The organism is Actinoplanes sp. NPDC048796, from assembly GCF_040650035.1.
GTDB lineage: Bacteria > Actinomycetota > Actinomycetes > Mycobacteriales > Micromonosporaceae > Actinoplanes.
Map to the genome: position 1 here is coordinate 78932 of NZ_JBEZGO010000010.1, position 17745 is coordinate 96676.

Consider the following 17745-nt stretch of genomic DNA (forward strand, 5'->3'; position numbering starts at 1 on the left):
AACTCACAACGGCGCACTCGGAACATTAGACCAGTGCGGCCGGGCTGTCCATCCCGGGAGCCGCATTCACAGCTGGCTTTGAGATTCAGCCGACGCGCTGCACAACCGATCCGACCAGCTTCTGCCAGTCGGCCGAGAAGTTGGGCGACGTGCTGGCGTTGTTCAGCTGATAGATCGCGTACGCATCGACGAGCACCACGTTGCTCCTGGACAGCACCGCCACCGCGGTGTCGGCCGTGCCCGGGTGTTTCGGCTCGTACTTCTTGTGCCGGATCACCGCGAAGCCGTCCCAGCCGCTCTCGGTCAGCGTCTTGATCTCGACGGTCTCGGTGTAGGCGGGCTCGGACTTGTCGTTCGTGACGGTGGCCGGCACCGACACGTCGGCCTGGCAGCCGTCGGCGACCGCGCGCAGCGCCGCCTGACCGGCCTTGGCCGCGCTCACGTCCCCGTACACCAGCGCCTTCTGGTCGAGGGTCTGCGCGCCCTTCTCCCCCTCGTCCACGAAGGACGCGGCCACGACCTCGCCGCCCGGCGGGACCGCGGGCGCCGTCGAGGTGCCGCCGCAGATGCTCACCATCTGCTGGGGGTCGGGCGCCTGGGCCGGCGCCGCCCACGTCGGCCCGATGTCGGCCGCCTGCAGCAGCGCCCCGCGCATGGTGGTGGCGGCGATGAGGCCGGTCGGCTCGGGCGCGGGGTCGTCGTCGCCGGACGAACATCCGGCGGCCAGGAGCACGACGCAGAGCGCGGGGGCGGCGATACGAGCGAGCATCGGGCCATCTTCGCAGAACACATACCGTGACGGATCCGGGCGCTCCGGGTTAGGTTGTCGGGGTGACCGACCTCGATGCGCTGGCCCGGCGGCTGCGGGCGGAGCTGGGCCCCGACCAGGTCATCACCGACCGGCAGGAGCTGCGGACGTACGAGTGCGACGGCCTCGCCCACTACCGGGTGGTCCCGGCGATCGTCGCGCTGCCGCACACCGCCGCCCAGACCGCGGCCGTGGTCAGGGCGTGCGCCGCGGCCCGGGTGCCGTTCGTGGCCCGGGGCTCGGGCACCGGCCTGTCCGGCGGGGCGCTCCCGCACGCCGACGGCGTCCTGATCGTGACCGCGCAGATGCGCCGGATCCTCGACGTCGCGCCCGAGGACGAGCGGGCGGTGGTCGAACCCGGCGTGATCAACCTGCAGGTGACCCGGGCCGCCACCCCGCACGGCTACTACTACGCGCCCGACCCGTCCAGCCAGCAGATCTGCTCGATCGGCGGCAACGTGGCCGAGAACTCGGGCGGCGCGCACTGCCTGAAGTACGGCTTCACCACCAACCACGTCACCGGGTTGCAGTTCGTCGCCCCCGACGGCGACCTGGTCCGGATCGGCGGCCGGGCCGAGGACCCGCCCGGGTACGACCTGCTCGGCGCGTTCGTCGGCTCCGAGGGCACGCTCGGCATCGCGACCGAGGTGACCGTACGCCTGACCCGCCTGCCCGAGTCGGTGCGCACCCTGCTCGCCGCGTTCCCCGGCGTCGACCAGGCCGGCGCCGCGACCAGCGCGATCATCGCGGCCGGGGTGGTGCCGGCCGCCATCGAGATGATGGACGCGCTGGCCATCGAGGCGGCCGAGGCGGCGGTGGCCTGCGGCTACCCGGCGGGCGCGGGGGCGGTGCTGATCGTCGAGCTGGACGGGCCGGCGGCCGAGGTCGAGGCCCAGTTCGAGCAGGTCACGGCCCTGTGTGAGGAGGCCGGCGCGTTCGAGCTGCGGATCGCGGCCGACGACGCCGAGCGGGCCCTGTTCTGGAAGGGCCGCAAGTCGGCCTTCGCGGCCGTGGGCCGGATCAGCCCCGACTACATCGTCCAGGACGGCGTGATCCCGCGAACCGCGCTGCCGCAGGTCCTGCGCAAGATCGACGACCTCGCGGCGGAGAACGGCGTCCGGGTGGCGAACGTCTTCCACGCCGGCGACGGCAACCTGCATCCGCTGGTGCTCTTCGACGACGCCGTCCCGGGCGAGGCGGAGCGGGCCGAGGCCACCTCGGGGGCGATCATCGACCTCTGCGTCGAGTACGGCGGGTCGATCACCGGCGAGCACGGGGTCGGCGCCGACAAGGCGAAATACATGCCCCGCATGTTCGGCGACGACGACCTCGACACCATGCAGCTGCTGCGCTGCGCCTTCGACCCCGGCGGCCTGGCCAACCCGGGCAAGATCTTCCCGACGCCGCGACTGTGCGGCGAGCGGCCCGGCCGCCATCGCGCGGCCGACGCCTTCGGCGACGCCGAGGTGTTCTGACATGAGCGCCCTGGACGACCTCACGCGGCCGGCCACCGGCGACGACCACGTGGGCGGCGTGCCCGCCCGGCTGGTCGCGGCGCCGGCGTCGACAGCGGAGGCGGCCGCGCTGATCGCCGCCGCGCGCGACCTGACCGTCGTCGTCCGCGGCGCCGGCACCAAGCTCCACTGGGGGCCGCCGCCGGACCGGCTCGACCTGATCATCGACACGACCCGGCTGACCGGGATCGTCGAGCACGCCGCGGGCGACCTGATCACGGTGCTCCGCGCCGGGACGCCGCTGTCCGAGCTGTCGCTGGGAGATCAGCAACTGGTGCTCGACGGGCCGCCCGGCGCGACGGTCGGCGGGACGGTCGCGGCGAACACCAGCGGGCCGCGGCGGCTGCACTACGGGACGGTCCGCGACCTGCTGATCGGCATCACGATCGTGCGGCCGGACGGCAAAGTCGCCCGTTCCGGCGGCAAGGTGGTCAAGAACGTCGCCGGCTACGACCTGGGCAAGCTCTTCACGGGTTCCTACGGAACCCTCGGGCTGATCACCGAGTGCGCCTTCCGGTTGCATCCGCGTGCGGCTTCGAGGCTGTACGTCCGTACAACCGCACCCGCCTCGGCCGTCGCGGCCGTCCTCGGCGCGCAGGTCGTGCCGAGCGCGCTCGAGATCGATTCGGCCTCCGGGGAACTGGCCGTCCTGCTCGAGGGCACCGCCACCGGCGTACGGGAAAGAGCGTCTGTGGTCGAAAAGCTGATCGGCGGGCAGATCGGCGACGAGGCGCCGGCCTGGTGGGGTGTGGCGCCGTGGGCCGACGGCGAGATCGGGATGAAGCTGTCGGTGCCCAAATCGCGGGTGCCGGCCCTGGCCGACGTGGGCTTTCCGGTGCGTGGATCGGCCGGTACGGGCGTGCTGTACGCGGCGCCGCGCGACATCACCGAGGTGGAACGCCTGCGGGCGGAGTGCGTGCGGCTCGGCGGGCACGCGGTCGTGCTGACCGCGCCGCCACCCGTCCGCGACATCCTCGACATGTGGGGCCCGGTGCCCGGCCTCGTGCTGATGCGCCGGATCAAGGACCAGTTCGACCCGGATCGCCGGTTCGCGCCCGGCCGCTTTGTGGGAGGCATCTGAATGGTCGACGCCACCTGGGGCACCGGTGAGCCACCGCGCGACGTGCTCGGGCCGGTCGCCGGTCCGCCCGCCTTCGACGACGACCATCCGCCCCGGGCCGACCTGGTCGCCGACTGCGTGCACTGCGGCTTCTGCCTGCCGGCCTGCCCGACGTACACACTCTGGGGCGCCGAGGCGGACTCGCCGCGCGGCCGCGTCTACCTGATGAACCAGGGACTGAACGGCGAACCGCTCAGCGACTCGATGGTGGCGCATTTCGATCGGTGCCTGGGCTGCATGTCCTGCGTGACGGCGTGCCCGTCCGGGGTGAAATACGACCGGCTGATCGAGGACACCCGGGCCCAGATCGAACGCCGCCACAGCCGCTCACCCCGGGACCGGGCGCTACGCTCGGCGATCTTCGCGGTGTTCCCGTACCGGCGGCGGCTGCGCCTTCTCCGAGGTCCGCTGCGCGCCTACCGCGCCGCCGGCCTCGACCGGCTGATCACGCCGCTGCTGGCCCGGCTCTCACCGACCCTGGCCACCCTCGAAGCGCTCGCCCCTCACCCACGACGGATTCCCCCGCCCCCGCGCCTGGTTCCGGCCCGTGGTCAACGGCGGGCCGTCGTGGGCATGCTGACCGGTTGTGTTCAGGGCGCGTTCTTCCCCGAGGTCAATTCCGCGACCGTACGCGTCCTGGCCGCCGAGGGCTGCGACGTGCTGATCCCGCCCACGCAGGGCTGCTGCGGCGCGCTGAGCGTGCACAACGGCCGCAAGCCGGAGGCGCAACGCTTCGCCCGCAAGCTCATCGACACGTTCGAGCACACCGGCATGGACTACTTCGTGGTCAACGCCGCCGGCTGCGGCTCGTCGCTGAAGGAGTACGACGTCCTGCTGGCCGACGACCCGGCGTACGCGGCCCGGGCCGCCGCGTTCACGGCCAAGGTCCGCGACCTGGCCGAACTGCTGCACGACCTCGGCCCGGTGGCCGACCGGCATCCGCTGCCGCTGACGGTCGCCTACCACGACGCGTGCCATCTGGGCCACGCCCAGGGCGTACGGAATCAGCCCCGCTCGCTGCTGAAGGGCATTCCCGGCCTGACCGTACGCGAGATCGCCGACCCCGAGATCTGCTGCGGCTCGGCCGGCGTCTGGAACATCCTCAACCCGGTCCCCGCGGCCGAACTGGGCGACCGCAAGGCCACGAACGTGCTGGCCACCGGGGCCGACCTGCTGGTCACGGCCAACCCCGGCTGCCTCATGCAGGTAGCCTCGGCGATCCGCCGCCAGGGCGGCACGATAGCCCTGGCCCACACGGCCCAGGTCCTGGACGCGTCGATCCGCAACCTGGGCCCGTCGGCGTTCGCGTAGCGCTACGACACCGGGGTCGCGGCGCCCGTCTTCCAGTGCTGCAGCCCGTCATGCAGGTTGCACTTCACCAGGTGCGTCGTGAGCCCGTACTGGAAAGCGCCGAGGCACAGATCGAAGCCCCGCTTCCAGCCGCCGATGCTCTTGATGACCCAGGCGTCGTACTGGGGCATCCAGAACGCCTCCCACTGCTTGTTGTTGTTCCCCTCGCCGACCCAGTCGCAGGTGCCGAGCCCGATGTTGAAGGGGTCGTCGGAGCGTGGTGAGGCCTCCAGGCAGGAGGTCAGCGTCGTGCCCTGACTTTGGATCACCCACATCGGGTGCTTGCTGCCCTCCCAGTTGTCCTCCTTCTGGTGCAGCCAGAACTTGGCCAGAGCGTTCGGCGACGTCGCGCAGCTCCGGAGGTACGGGTTGTAGCCCAACCCCCGGTCGTCGTGGACCCAGAGGCACATGCTGCGGTTCTGCCCCGCGTTGTGATACGCGTTGGTGAAGGCCCGGCTGTAGACGCCGACGGCCTGAGCCGGCAAGGCCCAGGCCGTGGTGATCAATAGAAGGACAGCGGAAAAGAGCACGGTGATACGTCTGAGCATGAACGAGTCCCCTCTCTCGGTTTCTCAGTGCGAAACATAGTTCCGCGTGGAAGCCGATCGATCAAGACCCTAGAGATCGCGCTCCGTGGTGCCGCGCTCGACGCAGAACTCGTTGCCCTCCGGATCCTGCATGGTGACCCAGCCCAGGCCGCCCTCGGCCCGGTGGTCCTCGTACAGCTTGGCGCCGATGCCGACCAGCCGCTCGACCTCCTCGTCGCGGGTCCGCTCGTCCGGCATCCAGTCGATGTGCAGCCGGTTCTTCACCGTCTTGGCCTCGGGCACCCGGATGAACAGCAGGCTCGGCACCGGCTCGGGCGCGGCCAGCAGCACCTCGTCGTCGTCCGGCAGGTCCTCGTCGGACAGCGGCCAGCCGGTGACCTCACTCCAGAAACGGGCGAGCTCGTACGGCTGCGAGCTGTCGACAGTGATGTGGCGAAGGATCATGCCGTCAACCTACCGCCACGTCCGCACCCACCACGGCAGCTCCAGCGGCGCGAACGGATCAGCCACCCACCGCCGCCGGCGCCGCTCGTCGGCCGGCTCGACCAGCGCCCACAGCTCCCGCCGCGCCCGCCGGGACAGCCGCCGCAGCGCGACCTCGATGACCGCGCGCGGGTCGTCCGGATTCCGCCAGTCGTAGCCGGGGCCACCCCACGGAACCGCCGCCCCCCGATCGCGTGGCCCACGCCAGACACCGACCGCCTCGGCACACCGGCCGTCCGGCCATCCGAGAGCCCGGTCGACCTCGAGCAGCCGGCACACCACAGACGAGGAGAGCCCGGGCACACCCACCGGCCGGCGCGCAGCCCGCCGGTGATGACGACGGAGCCGAGCTCGTACGGCTGAGGGCGCCCGGCGCGACACGAACACTTCCGAGAATCGGTGGTCACACGATGGTGCCACACCCGGGCGGTTCGTAGGCTCCGGTCATGACCGCTCGGCAGTTGGTTGACGGCTCCTTCCCCGTTCCCGAAGCGTTCGCCGCCGAGGGGTTCCGCCTCGAGTTGCTAGGGCCGCGGCACAACGAGGCGGACCACGCGGCGTGGACGTCGAGCATCGAGCACATCCGCTCGACACCCGGCTTCGATCGCGCCTGGCCACCAGCGGCGGGCATGACCCTCGCCGAGAACCTGGCCGACCTGGAAAGCCATGCGGACCGCTCGGCCCGGCGCGTGGACTTCGCGTACTCGGTAATCGAAACAGCCACTGAAGACGTGATCGGCTGCGTGTACCTCAAGCCGTCCCCCACCGGAAACGACGAGGCGCTGGTGTCGTCGTGGGTCATCGCCACCCGAGCCGATCTGGACGGCCCCCTGACCGACGTCGTCGGCGCCTGGCTACGAGAAGCCTGGCCGTTCGAGGTCGTGCATTACCGCTCGGGCAGTTCTCCGATGACGATCCGCAAGAGCGCCGGATAGGAGACCGATTGTCAGTGCCCGCTCCCACGGTGCGGTTTTGAGAGCGACGGGATGACTTCCGCGCCTCGGAATTAGGCTTACGGCAGCCACGCTATCAACATGTGAATCATTCCGTATCGGGATCGCTATTCTCGCCTTTTCGCGGCTTGTTGGGCATGACGACTTTGAATTCAATGGCTCGATTATCATCGGTAGTGGTCCAGAGCCAGTCCTTATCGTGACCCTCAATTACCACCTCGTACGTCCAGCCGACATTGATTCCGCCATAGTTCGCGAAAAGGCTCTCTTGGAACGATGGCGTGATGCTCGACACTCTACCGGCGAGCTCTTCCTGAGCACTCCATCGCAAAAAGAATGCGAAATATGGATCAGAGATGTGCAGAGTCATCAGCTCGGCATCATAGTCAACAACCGGTTCGCCTTCGATTTGATCACGAGCGATCTTAGACATTTCGTCTAATACCCGTGCGATCTCTTGGCCGCGTGGTGGATTATCGCTGACGATTTCTCGCATTGCGGTACGCAGGTGTTCATAGGTAATACTTATTAGAGGGCCGGTGTAACCAATAGCCATGAGGACCGCCCCGTAGATATCTACAATGAGCCCGTTTTTAAGCGTGCGAGGCTTGCGGTCGGTCCGTTGCCTCGGGCCTCGGGCCAGCATATCAAAAGCAGACTTCGATGCAGCTGATGATCTTTCAGAGAAAAATGACTGCCAATTTGGTTCGACTAGAAACTGAATTTGCTCCTGCGTTTCCCGAACTCCGGAATCTTTAACAACATTCAGGCAGAAGTCTTGCATGAGGTGCGGGCTAGCAAAGCTCTCTGATGCGAGGTGGGTGGCAATCCGGCCCCCTTCGTCTATAAGGCCGAGCGCGTCGAACCCTTTTTCAGCAATACCAAGAAGCTCATCGTTCGACCAGAATCCAATGTCTAGCTGCTGTACGCGCCCAGTCATTTCTTTCTCAACACGGACAACGTCATACGCGCGATGCGGAACCGCGAGGACAATTACGGGGACTCCATCGAATACGAGATCCTTCAAAGAGCGAACAATTTGGAGCTGTTCCTCAGATGGAATGTAATGAAAATCGTCGATCACGAGTGGACGCTGACAGTTCCTCAACGCCTTCCGTGCCGCGTTTTCGGTGTAACGCGTGCGGATAATTTTGTCAGTGAGACTGGTAGCGACCTGTTCTTGGGCGATTTTCCCAGCCTTGGCGACGCCTGGAATTACACCTAGCTCTCCTGAGACAGTCCGCATCTCACCGTCGGTTTCTTGCCGGCCGAACTCCACTGAGGCTTGCACTTCAAGTTCATCGGCGATCACGCTCCAAAACTGCCCGCTAGAGCTAATCGATCCCCCAGACAAATATATGGCATTCTTGTGCTTCAGTACGCTCTTGATAAGAACAGTCTTCCCCGTCTTCGTAGGACCGGAGATGGAGAGAATCCGATGTCCCTCGTCCAAGTAGTCCTCAACCTTTTGCTCAAGCTTGAGTTGGGCACGTGGGTTATAGGTGATCGTCGGGAGCCCGCCAGCGACGAAAACTTTCCCCACCCGAAGTCTAGGTTTTCCGGTCACTGACCCACGATATCGGGCTCGTCAAGCGTCCACGGTGTCATCGGCTCTGTCGCACTTGCCTACCGTCACAGTGGACAATCAGGTGGAACACGGGCAGCGCGGACAGGCGGCCGGAGGGGTTGACCGAATTCGGTCTAGGTCTAAATCTAAGCCGACGGGTAGGCTTACATCGACAACCCGGCCTCTACCGGCGAGGCCGATGGGATTAGATCTTGAAACCGATGGACCTGAATCCCCAAGGTCACAACTCCCCACGGACGAGGCCGGATGTGTCGCCTACGACTTGACGCCAGGGATTGATCAACGTCCGGCTGACCACTTGCTGGTACCTCCAAGCCGAGGGGATGGAACATGCCGACGAAGCTGCCGGAAGAACCGAACTTTGACTGCGTCGTCGCCACCAACTGGGGCAACCAGACCTAGCAGGTCTGGACTCGCGCGTCGACGGATACATGGACCAGCAGCTCATACGGCTACCTCAGCTGGGGCCGAACTCCAAGAACAAGGCGACGCAACCATTCTGACGCCGCACAAGCCTCGACGCATTCTAAACCGGCCGCAAGGAGGGCCGATTCGAGGCGTTACGCGAGGTTGATGCAAGCGCTATGGCCTTGGCAATTCAAAGGACGTCGCCCCATTAAGTGGCTGCCTCGGCATCGGTCAACTCGTAAGGTTCGACTACGTGCCGGCCGCGCCATATCTCGAGCGTATCCCCGTTGGATTTCAGCTCGCTGAAGGCTTGGGCCAGCGAAAACAACGGGGCGCTCGGAAAGTGGCTGGGGCACGCCGATCCGGCGATCACGCTGTGAGTGTACGCGCGCCTGATACCGGAGAGCCACATGCAGGCGCGCCGTGAGCTGGACGCCTTGCTCGGCGGGCTCTCCGGCATCGACGGCCCGGGGACGGCCCAGACCGGGGACGATCTATGAAAGCGCGAACGACGGGTGAGGCGGCTGGTTGTAGGCGGTGTTCTGCCAGGCCAGGGCCTCTCGGTACTGGATGTCGTGCAGCAGGGTGACCACCCGGCGGTCGGTCTGGATCGGGGTGGAGTAGATGCGCAGGGCCGTGTTGTTGCTTGTCGGCCAGATGACCTCCTCTCGCCAGTCGCCCAGGATGTCGCCGGACAGGGACGGGGTGGACTTGGTGCCGTTGTTCGAGTGGACGCCTGCGGCCGTGAGCAGGCGGGTGTCGGACGACGTGCCGTACTTGTCGATGTGGGTGCCGTCCAGGAGCTCGCGGGTCGGGTCGCCGTCCCACCAGACGACGAAGTTCGTCGAGCTGGGCTTGCGGCTCGCGACGACCGAGCCGTTCGGGTTGCGGACGCCGTCGGCCAGGGACGACCAGGATTCGGCGCCGGCGCTTCCGGCCCAGATGTCGGCCGAGACGCCGCGGCCGTTGTCGCCGCCGGCCGGGGTGCTCCACAGGATCTGGCCGGTGCGGGCGTCGGCCATCCACGACGACGGCTTGCTCGCGTCCTCGTCGACCTTGAAGACCTCCAGGCCGGCCCGGGACGGGTTCAGGTCGCCCACGTGCAGGGCGTCGCCGTGGCCGAGGCCGGTGTTCCAGAGCCGGGCGCCGTTGTCGTCGACCGCCAGCGAGCCGTAGACGATCTCGTCGCGGCCGTCGGCGTCGACGTCGGCCACCGCGAGCTGGTGGTTGCCCTGCCCGGCCGTGCCCGGGTTGGTCGAGCTGTTGCTGTCGAAGGTCCACCGGCGGGTGAGCGTGCCGTTGCGGAAGTCCCAGGCCACGATGACCGTACGTGTGTAGTAGCCGCGGGCCATGATCAGGCTGGGGCGGGCGCCGTCCAGGTACGCCGTGCCGGCCAGGAAACGGTCGACTCGGTTGCCGTACGAGTCACCCCAGGAGGAGACCGTGCCGCGCGGGGGCACGTAGTCCACCGTCGACAGGGCGGCACCGTTGCGGCCGTCGAACATCGTCAGGTATTCGGGGCCGCTGAGGATGTAGCCGCTGGAATTGCGGTAGTCGGCGTTCCCGTTGCCGATGGTCTGCCCGGTGCCGGAGATGGTCGCGTCGGCCGTCTTCATGGCCACTTCGGCGTCGCCGTCACCGTCGTAGTCGTACACCTGGAATTGGGTGTAGTGGGCGCCGGCCCGGATGTTGGGGCCCAGGTTGATCCGCCACAGCCGGGTGCCGTCGAGGCGGTACCCGTCGACGTACACCGGGTCGGTCACGCCGGACTGCGAGTTGTCCTTGGCGTTGAGCGGATCCCATTTGAGGACGAGGTCGAGGCGCCCGTCGCCGTCGAGGTCGCCCACGCTGGCGTCGTTGGCCGCGTAGAGCGAGCTGTTCGGGTTCTGGATCGGCACGTCGAGGTAGCCGTTGCCGAAGGTGAGGCTCGGCCCTTCGGCGGCCTGCTCGGCGCCGTTCACGACCGGGCGGATCGTGTACGAGGCGGAGGCGGCGGCCCCGGCGTCCAGGTAATTCGTCGACGCGGTGATGGGCGCCGAGTTGAGCTTGGCCGAGCCGCGGTACAGGTTGAATCCGGCGCCGGCCGGGTCGGTGGCCAGCCATCGCCAGCTGACCAGGTTGCCGCTGCCGGAGCGGACGCTGATCAGGCCGCGGTCGAGCCGTTCGCGCTGCCGGCCGTCGGCGGCGTCGGCCGGCGTCGCGACCATGATCACCGCACTCGCGGTGAGGACGGTCAATCCTGCCGCCATCTTTGCCCTGCTGGACACCGGGGTCTCCTCTCGCTAACTTCGGGAGCGCTCCCAGATTGACGCCCATCGATTAATGAGTCAAGGAGGAAGCCATGCGGAGATGGCGAACGGGCCTCATCGCCGGGTTGCTCGCCGGCACCGCCTCGCTCGTCGCGGCGGCGCCCGCGTCGGCCGCCGCCGGCTGCCGGGTCGAGTACCGGACGACCGCCCAGTGGCCGGGCGGGTTCGGCGCCGCGGTCGACGTCACCAACCTCGGTGACCCGGTCAGCTCGTGGACGCTGACGTTCGCGTTCCCCTCGGGGCAGACCGTCACTCAACTGTGGAACGGCTCGGTGACCCAGTCCGGCGCCGATGTGACAGTCCGCAACGCCGGCTGGAACGGCTCGCTCGCCACCAGCGCCACCGCGTCGTTCGGCTTCAACGGCTCCGGTGCGGCGGTCGCGCCCACGGCCTTCTCGCTGAACGGCACGGCGTGCAACGGCGGGACCACACCTCCCGGGAACGAGCCCGTGAAGATCATGGCGCTCGGCGACTCGATCACCGGCTCGCCCGGCTGCTGGCGGGCCCTGCTCTGGCAGAAACTCCCGGCCGACCGGGTCGACTTCGTGGGCACGCTGCCCGGGCAGGGCTGCGGCTTCCCCTACGACGGCGAGAACGAGGGACACGGCGGCTTCCTCGCCACCACCGTGGCCGACCAGAACCAGCTCGCCGGCTGGCTCGCGGCCACCGACCCGGACGTCGTGCTCATGCACTTCGGCACCAACGACGTCTGGAGCAACCTGCCGCCGTCGACGATCCTGGCCGCGTTCACCAAGCTCGTCACCCAGATGCGGACCCAGAACCCGGCCATGAGGATCCTGGTCGCCCAGATCATCGGCATGAACGCCAGCAACTGCGCCGACTGCGGCCGGCGCGTCATCGATCTCAACGCCGCCATCCCGGCCTGGGCCGCCGGCCTGTCCACCGCCGCTTCCCCCATCACCGTCGTCGACCAATGGACCGGATTCGACACCGCGACCGACACGTACGACGGCGTCCACCCGAACGACGCCGGCAACGTGAAGATCGCCGACCGCTGGTACCCGGCGGTCGCCGCGGCCATCGAGTGATCCCGTAGTTTGTCGCGGTGATCGAGACAGCGACGTGGGACCCGCCACCACGCCGGCCGGGGCCGGCCAAGGCGTACCTCGGGGCGGCTCTGGGCCTGGTGACGACACTCGCCGTCACCGTCGTCGCGGTCCGGGGCCTGACGGCCGCGACCGAGACCCGCTACGCGACGGGGACCGACGTCTGCGGCGCGCTCGAGACCGGGCCGCTCGCCGCCGGCCTCGGCGTCACGTCGCCCCGGCCGGAGAAGGGACCGCTCCCCTCGATCTGCCGATACGCGGTGTTCGACGCCGGCCGGCGGCAGGGCGCCGGTCAGCTCAGGATCGACCGCTTCGCCAGTTCGTTCGAGGCGTCTTTGGCGTGGCAGGGGCAGGAGAGCGACTGCGACGACCTGGAAGCTCTGCAGACCGCCCTGATCGACAGCACGCGGGCGACGATGGCGCACTTCGGGTAGGGGGTCACCTGCGCGAGGGGAATCCCCGCGGCCGCGCGAACGGCCGGGGTGACCTCCTCTTTCCATCGCGCCGGTTTCGCGTAGTTTTCGTCGCATGTTTCGGGATCTGCGGCGGCTCACGCGGGGGCACCGCCGGTGGATCGCGGTGGCGGCCGGGCTCAGTCTGCTCGGGTCGGCGCTGGCCCTGGCCCAGCCGCTGCTGGCGGGGGCGGCGGTGGACGCCGCCACCGGCGGGCGGGTGCCGTGGCCGGTCTTCGGGGCGCTGGCCGGGCTGTTCGCGGCTCAGGCGGTCGCCCACGCGACGGCTCGGTACGTGCAGGCGTACACCGGTGAGACCATGACCCGGCAACTGCGGCTGGCCGTCATCGTGCGCCTGCTGCGGGTGCGGATGCCGCTGCTCGACCACGTCCGCACCGGTGACGTGATCGCCCGCGCCTGCGGGGACACCGCCGTGGTCAAGACGCTCGTCGCGCAGAGCCTGGGCACCGGCGTGGCCGGCGTGATCGCCCTGGTGGCCGTCGTGGCGCTGCTGGCCCGGCTGGATCCGTCGCTGATGGCGCTCGTGGTCGCGCTCTTCGCGGTGTCGGTGCTGAGCCTGCTGGCCGTCGTGCGGCGGCTGCGGGCAGCGTCGCACACGGCGCAGGACGCCGAGGGGGCACTCTCGGCCGACCTGGAACGGGCCCTGGGCGGGATGCGCACGGTCCGGGCCTGCCGGGCCGAGCCGGTGGAGGCCGATCGGCTCCGCGGGTCGGCCACCCGGGCGTACCGGGCCAATCTCCGCATGGCCGAGCTGGCCGCCCTGGCCGGACCGGCGAACGACCTCGCGGTCAGCGGGGCTTTCCTGACCGTGCTGCTGGTCGGCGCGACCCGGGTCGCCTCGGGCGAGACCTCGCTCGGCCGGCTCGTGGCCTTCACCCTGGCCATGACGTATCTGTCGGCGCCGATCTACGAGATCTTCCAGGCGGTGGGCGCGGTCCAGCAGGGCTCGGGCGCGCTGCACCGGATCAACGAGGTGCTCGCCCTGCCGGTCGAGCGGGACCAGCCGCGGGCCGTGGTGCCGGTCCGGCGGCGGCCGCCGGTGCTGGAGTTCCGGGACGTCTGGTTCGGTTACGACCCGGGCCGGCCGGTGCTGCGCGGCATCCGCTTCACCGTGCCCGAGCGCGGCCACGTCGCCCTGGTCGGCGCGTCCGGCGCCGGCAAGTCGACCATCTTCGCGCTGGCCGAGCGCTTCTACGAGCCCGACCGCGGCACCATCCTGCTGCGCGGCCGGGACGCCCGCTTCATCCCGTACGCCCGGCACCGCTCCATCGTCGGCCTCGTCGAGCAGGACTGCCCGCTCCTGGCCGGAAGCCTCAAGGAGAATTTGCTGTACGGGGCGCGGCCCACCGCCGAGCGTGACCTCGACCGGGTGCTCGCCATGACCGGGCTGACCGCGCTCGTCGCCGCCCTGCCCGACGGTCTGCACACCCCGGTCGGCGAGCGCGGCGGCCGGCTCTCCGGCGGCCAGCGGCAGCGCGTGGCGATCGCCCGCTGCCTGCTGTCGCGGCCCGACCTCATCCTGCTCGACGAGCCGACGGCCCACCTCGACCCGGACAGCGAACGGGCCTTGGCCGCGACGATGCGCGAGGTGGCCCGGGTCTGCGCCCTCGTGGTGATCGCCCACCGCTTCTCCACGGTCCGCGCGGCCGACCGGGTGCTGGTCGTCGACGACGGCGTGGTGACCGACGACGGCACGCACGACCAGCTGATCGGATCCAATGAGTACTATCGCCGGCTCGCGGCGTGAACTGTTGTGGATCTTGTCATATCGATGAACGGCGAACTGTGGCGTAGGTTGCCCGGCAAAGCACCGATCGGTGCTGTCGACAAAGGAGAACCATGCGCCTGGTCCGCATCACGTCGGTGCTGGCCCTGGCGGGCGTCGCGGCCTGGTCCGCGCTGCCCACCGGGGCCGTCGCCGCCGCGCCGACCCCCGGCCCGGCCGCCGTCACCCCGGCGACCGGGCCGGCTTTCGCCGCCGCACCCCGGGCGGTCACCCTGATCACCGGCGACACCGTCAAGGTGAGCAGCGTCGCCGGGCAGACCACGGTGGACGTCGTGCCGGCTCCGGGCCGGGAGAAGATCCCGTTCCTCACCTCGAGCGCCGGCCACGACGTCGAGGTCGTCCCGGCCGACGCCGCCGGGCTGCTCGCCGCGGGCCGTCTCGACCCGCGCCTGTTCGACGTGTCCACGCTGCTGAGCTTCGGCTACGACGACACCCGGCGCACCCTGCCGCTGATCGTCGCCGGCCCGGCCGTCCCGGCCGGCGCCCGGGCCACCCAGCAGCTGCCCGACGTCGGCCTGGTCGCCTACGAGCAGGACCGGAGCAAGCCGGCCGAGCTGTGGAAGAGCCTCACCACCGCCGGCAAGCTGCGCTCGGGCGTCACCAAGGTCTGGCTCGACGGGCAGCGCAAGCCCACCCTCGACGTCAGCGTCCCGCTGATCGGCGCGCCCGCCGCCTGGCAGGCCGGGCTCACCGGCGCCGGCGTCAAGGTCGCCGTCATCGACAGCGGCGTCGACCTCACCCACCCCGACTTCGCGGGCCAGGTCGCCGGCGCCGTCGACTTCACCGGCTCGGGCGACCTGACCGACCCGGTCGGCCACGGCACGCACGTCGCGTCGACGATCCTCGGCACCGGTGCCGCCTCCGGTGGCCGCTACAAGGGCGTGGCCCCGGGCGCGAAGCTGCTCAGCGCCAAGGTGTGCGGCCTGCAGGAGTGTTACGAGTCGGACATCCTGGCCGGCATGCAGTGGGCCGCCGAGCAGGGCGCGGCCGTGGCCAACATGAGCCTGGGCGCGGCCGACACCCCCGACATCGACGTGCTCGAGCAGGGCGTCAACGACCTGACCGCCAAGTACGGGATGCTGTTCGTCATCGCGGCCGGCAACTCCGGCGAGGCGGGCGACAGCACCGTCGAGTCGCCCGGCAGCGCCGAGCAGGCCCTGACCGTGGGCGCCGTGACCAAGACGAAGGAGCTCGCCTCGTTCTCGAGCCGGGGACCCCGCGCCGAGGACGCCATGGTCAAGCCCGACCTCACCGGGCCGGGCGTCGACATCGTGGCCGCCCGCTCGGTGGACGGCCAGTTCCCGCCGGTCGACGGCGCCGAGGCGTACACCTCGCTCTCCGGCACCTCAATGGCCACGCCGCACGTGGCCGGCGCCGCCGCCCTGCTGGCGCAGCAGCACCCGCAGTGGCGCGCGGCCCGGCTCAAGGCGACCCTGACCGCCGCCGCCGACCCGGGGGCCGATCTCACGCCGTACGAGCAAGGGTCCGGTCTGGTCGACGTCGAGCGCGCCCTGGACCAGCCGGTCACCGCCGACCCGGTCAGCGCCGGTTTCCCGCGCGACGGGACGACCCGGAAACAGAGCATCACGTACGCCAACAGCGGCACCCAGCCGGTGACGCTGTTCCTGTCGCTGGGCACCGACGCGCCCGCCGGCGTCTTCACCGTGAGCGCCGACAGCCTGACGGTGCCGGCCGGCGGAACGGCATCGGTGACCGTGACGGCCACCGTCGTGGCCGGGCTCGAGGAGCAGCCGTACGGTGGTGAGCTCCTCGCGACCGCCGGAAAGGTGCGCGTCGTGACGCCGGTCGCGATGTACCTGACCCGGCACGTGCTCACGGTGAACACGCCCGGCGTGACCGGCGACAACCCGCGCTGGGTCACCATGCTGACCGACCTCGACCGGCAGACGGTGACGGCGTTCGCGCACACCGGCGCCAGCGTCCGCACGCCGGTCGAACCGGGCCGGTACGTCGTGCAGTCGTACCTGATGACCGGCTCCGAGGAGGATCCGGAGCTCACGGCCCTGTCCGACCCGCGGGTGGTCGTCGACCGGGACCGCACGATCACCATGGACGCCCGTACTGCCAAGCCGGTCAGCATCACCGTGCCCGACAAGAAGGCCGTGCCGGCGTACAACGAGACCGGGTGGACCATCCGCGACAAGGCGCCGGAGATCTGGGGCGGCAACGACCCGTACGGCGTCCTGATGAACCTGAACTTCGAGCGGCTCCGCACCGGACCGGCGGCCGGCGGTGGCCAGGCGCCCGGCTACGTGTCGTACCTGTCCGGCAAGTGGGCCGCCCCGAAGGCCGTCTACCACGCCTACTTCTACGAGCGCGGCCGCATGCTGGCCGGCCGGACCACGGCGCTGCGCGCGAGCGACCTGGCCACGGTCCGCTCGACGATCGGCTCCGACGTGGACGGCGTCCAGGTCACCCGTCTCGCCGTCGCCCGGGCGCCCGGCAACTCGGCCGTCTACCGCAGCACCGACGGGCGGCAGAGCCCGCTGAGCTTCGCCTACGACGCCCCGGCCACGATCACCGACTACTACAACCGCGACCAGCGGGCGGAGTGGCAGGTCAGCAGCAGCCAGCTCGGATACACCCACTACGAGTCGGCGTGGACGTCGTGGCAGCCCGGCCGCACGTACACCGAGAAATGGGCCACCGGCGTCGAGGGCCCGGTCTTCCCCGAGCCCGAGTTCGATCAGCAGTTCGCCGCCCGCTACTGGGGCGACACGATGGGCGGCCCCGGTCCCCTGCACGGCGACGGCAGCGGCCACGAGGGTTTCCGCTTCCCCCGCGCCGGCCAAGCCGACGTGCGGATCTACCGCAACGGCGCCCAGGTCGCCCAGTCGCAGTGGACACCGCAGGCCACCGAGGTACCGGCCGCCGCGGGTGACTACCGGGTGCACGCGGTCTTCCGCAGCGACCCGGCCTTCACCCTGTCCACACTGGTCGACGCCGAGTGGACGTTCCGCTCGTCCCACGTCCCGGACGGCAAGCTCGTCCACCTGCCGATGACGGCGATCCGCTACACCCCGTCCCTGGACGCGACCACCACGGCGGCCGCCGGCCGCCTGATGACCCTGCCGCTGTCCCTCGACCGTCAGGTCGGCGCGGCCCCCGCCGCCGTTCGCACCCTGACGGTGGAGGCCTCCTTCGACGACGGCAAGACCTGGAAACGGCTCCCGGTCCTCCGGGCCGGCACAAAGGCCACCGCCGTCATCCAGCACCCGCGCGGCGCGGGCTTCGTGTCGCTGCGGTCCACGACCACCGACTCGGCCGGCAACGGCACCAAGCAGACCATCATCCGCGCGTACCGCTACCGGTAGCCC

14 protein-coding genes are annotated in these 17745 nt (G+C 69.7%); 8 read left to right on the plus strand and 6 right to left on the minus strand.

The genetic code is table 11. From position 1 onward, the window contains the following. Nucleotides 1-85: 85 nt before the first annotated feature. A complete protein-coding gene (locus AB0C26_RS33315) occupies nt 86-769 on the minus strand; it encodes a hypothetical protein (protein ID WP_360255675.1) in 684 nt (227 codons plus the stop codon). A gap of 62 nt (nt 770-831) precedes the next feature. On the opposite strand from AB0C26_RS33315, the gene AB0C26_RS33320 reads away from it, so the two are divergent. Genes AB0C26_RS33320 through AB0C26_RS33330 form a run of 3 tightly spaced genes read left to right on the plus strand, consistent with a single transcriptional unit; the run spans nt 832 to nt 4753 of the window. Beyond that, the gene (locus AB0C26_RS33320; RefSeq protein ID WP_360255677.1) at nt 832-2283 is read left to right on the plus strand and encodes an FAD-linked oxidase C-terminal domain-containing protein; all 1452 of its coding nucleotides are present in this window, start codon (nt 832-834) and stop codon (nt 2281-2283) included. 1 nt (nt 2284) lies between these two features. Next, the gene (locus tag AB0C26_RS33325) at nt 2285-3403 is read left to right on the plus strand and encodes an FAD-binding protein (RefSeq protein WP_360255679.1); all 1119 of its coding nucleotides are present in this window, start codon (nt 2285-2287) and stop codon (nt 3401-3403) included. Further along, nucleotides 3404-4753: a (Fe-S)-binding protein gene (locus AB0C26_RS33330; RefSeq protein WP_360255681.1), complete on the plus strand. Its 1350-nt coding sequence runs from the start codon at nt 3404-3406 to the stop codon at nt 4751-4753. A 2-nt stretch (nt 4754-4755) separates the two neighbouring features. Here AB0C26_RS33330 and AB0C26_RS33335 read toward each other — a convergent pair whose 3' ends face one another. The 3 genes from AB0C26_RS33335 to AB0C26_RS33345 all read right to left on the minus strand — a co-directional run bounded on the left by AB0C26_RS33335 (nt 4756) and on the right by AB0C26_RS33345 (nt 6132). Continuing rightward, nucleotides 4756-5340, minus strand: coding sequence for a hypothetical protein (locus AB0C26_RS33335; RefSeq protein WP_360255684.1), 585 nt, complete (start codon nt 5338-5340; stop codon nt 4756-4758). A 69-nt stretch (nt 5341-5409) separates the two neighbouring features. Then, complete coding sequence (locus AB0C26_RS33340) at nt 5410-5784, minus strand: VOC family protein (RefSeq protein WP_360255685.1); 375 nt, start codon at nt 5782-5784, stop codon at nt 5410-5412. A gap of 9 nt (nt 5785-5793) precedes the next feature. Further along, on the minus strand, nt 5794-6132 hold the full coding sequence (locus AB0C26_RS33345; protein ID WP_360255687.1) for a hypothetical protein: 339 nt from the start codon (nt 6130-6132) through the stop codon (nt 5794-5796). A 137-nt stretch (nt 6133-6269) separates the two neighbouring features. Here AB0C26_RS33345 and AB0C26_RS33350 point away from each other — a divergent pair, with 137 nt between their 5' ends. Beyond that, nucleotides 6270-6758, plus strand: a complete 489-nt coding sequence (locus AB0C26_RS33350; RefSeq protein WP_360255689.1) for an N-acetyltransferase — start codon at nt 6270-6272, stop codon at nt 6756-6758. A 106-nt stretch (nt 6759-6864) separates the two neighbouring features. On the opposite strand, the gene AB0C26_RS33355 is transcribed toward AB0C26_RS33350, so the two are convergent. Both AB0C26_RS33355 and AB0C26_RS33360 read right to left on the minus strand, forming a co-directional pair. Continuing rightward, nucleotides 6865-8343, minus strand: coding sequence for an AAA family ATPase (locus AB0C26_RS33355; protein ID WP_360255692.1), 1479 nt, complete (start codon nt 8341-8343; stop codon nt 6865-6867). 923 nt (nt 8344-9266) lie between these two features. Beyond that, nucleotides 9267-10979, minus strand: coding sequence for a rhamnogalacturonan lyase (locus tag AB0C26_RS33360; RefSeq protein WP_360256093.1), 1713 nt, complete (start codon nt 10977-10979; stop codon nt 9267-9269). 134 nt (nt 10980-11113) lie between these two features. On the opposite strand from AB0C26_RS33360, the gene AB0C26_RS33365 reads away from it, so the two are divergent. The 4 genes from AB0C26_RS33365 to AB0C26_RS33380 all read left to right on the plus strand — a co-directional run bounded on the left by AB0C26_RS33365 (nt 11114) and on the right by AB0C26_RS33380 (nt 17742). Then, nucleotides 11114-12130, plus strand: coding sequence for a cellulose binding domain-containing protein (locus tag AB0C26_RS33365; RefSeq protein WP_360255695.1), 1017 nt, complete (start codon nt 11114-11116; stop codon nt 12128-12130). A 17-nt stretch (nt 12131-12147) separates the two neighbouring features. After that, nucleotides 12148-12582, plus strand: coding sequence for a hypothetical protein (locus tag AB0C26_RS33370; RefSeq protein WP_360255697.1), 435 nt, complete (start codon nt 12148-12150; stop codon nt 12580-12582). A 94-nt stretch (nt 12583-12676) separates the two neighbouring features. Further along, nucleotides 12677-14368, plus strand: coding sequence for an ABC transporter ATP-binding protein (locus AB0C26_RS33375; RefSeq protein WP_360255699.1), 1692 nt, complete (start codon nt 12677-12679; stop codon nt 14366-14368). Between the two features lie 92 nt (nt 14369-14460). Continuing rightward, nucleotides 14461-17742, plus strand: a complete 3282-nt coding sequence (locus AB0C26_RS33380; RefSeq protein WP_360255701.1) for a S8 family serine peptidase — start codon at nt 14461-14463, stop codon at nt 17740-17742. Nucleotides 17743-17745: the final 3 nt, after the last annotated feature.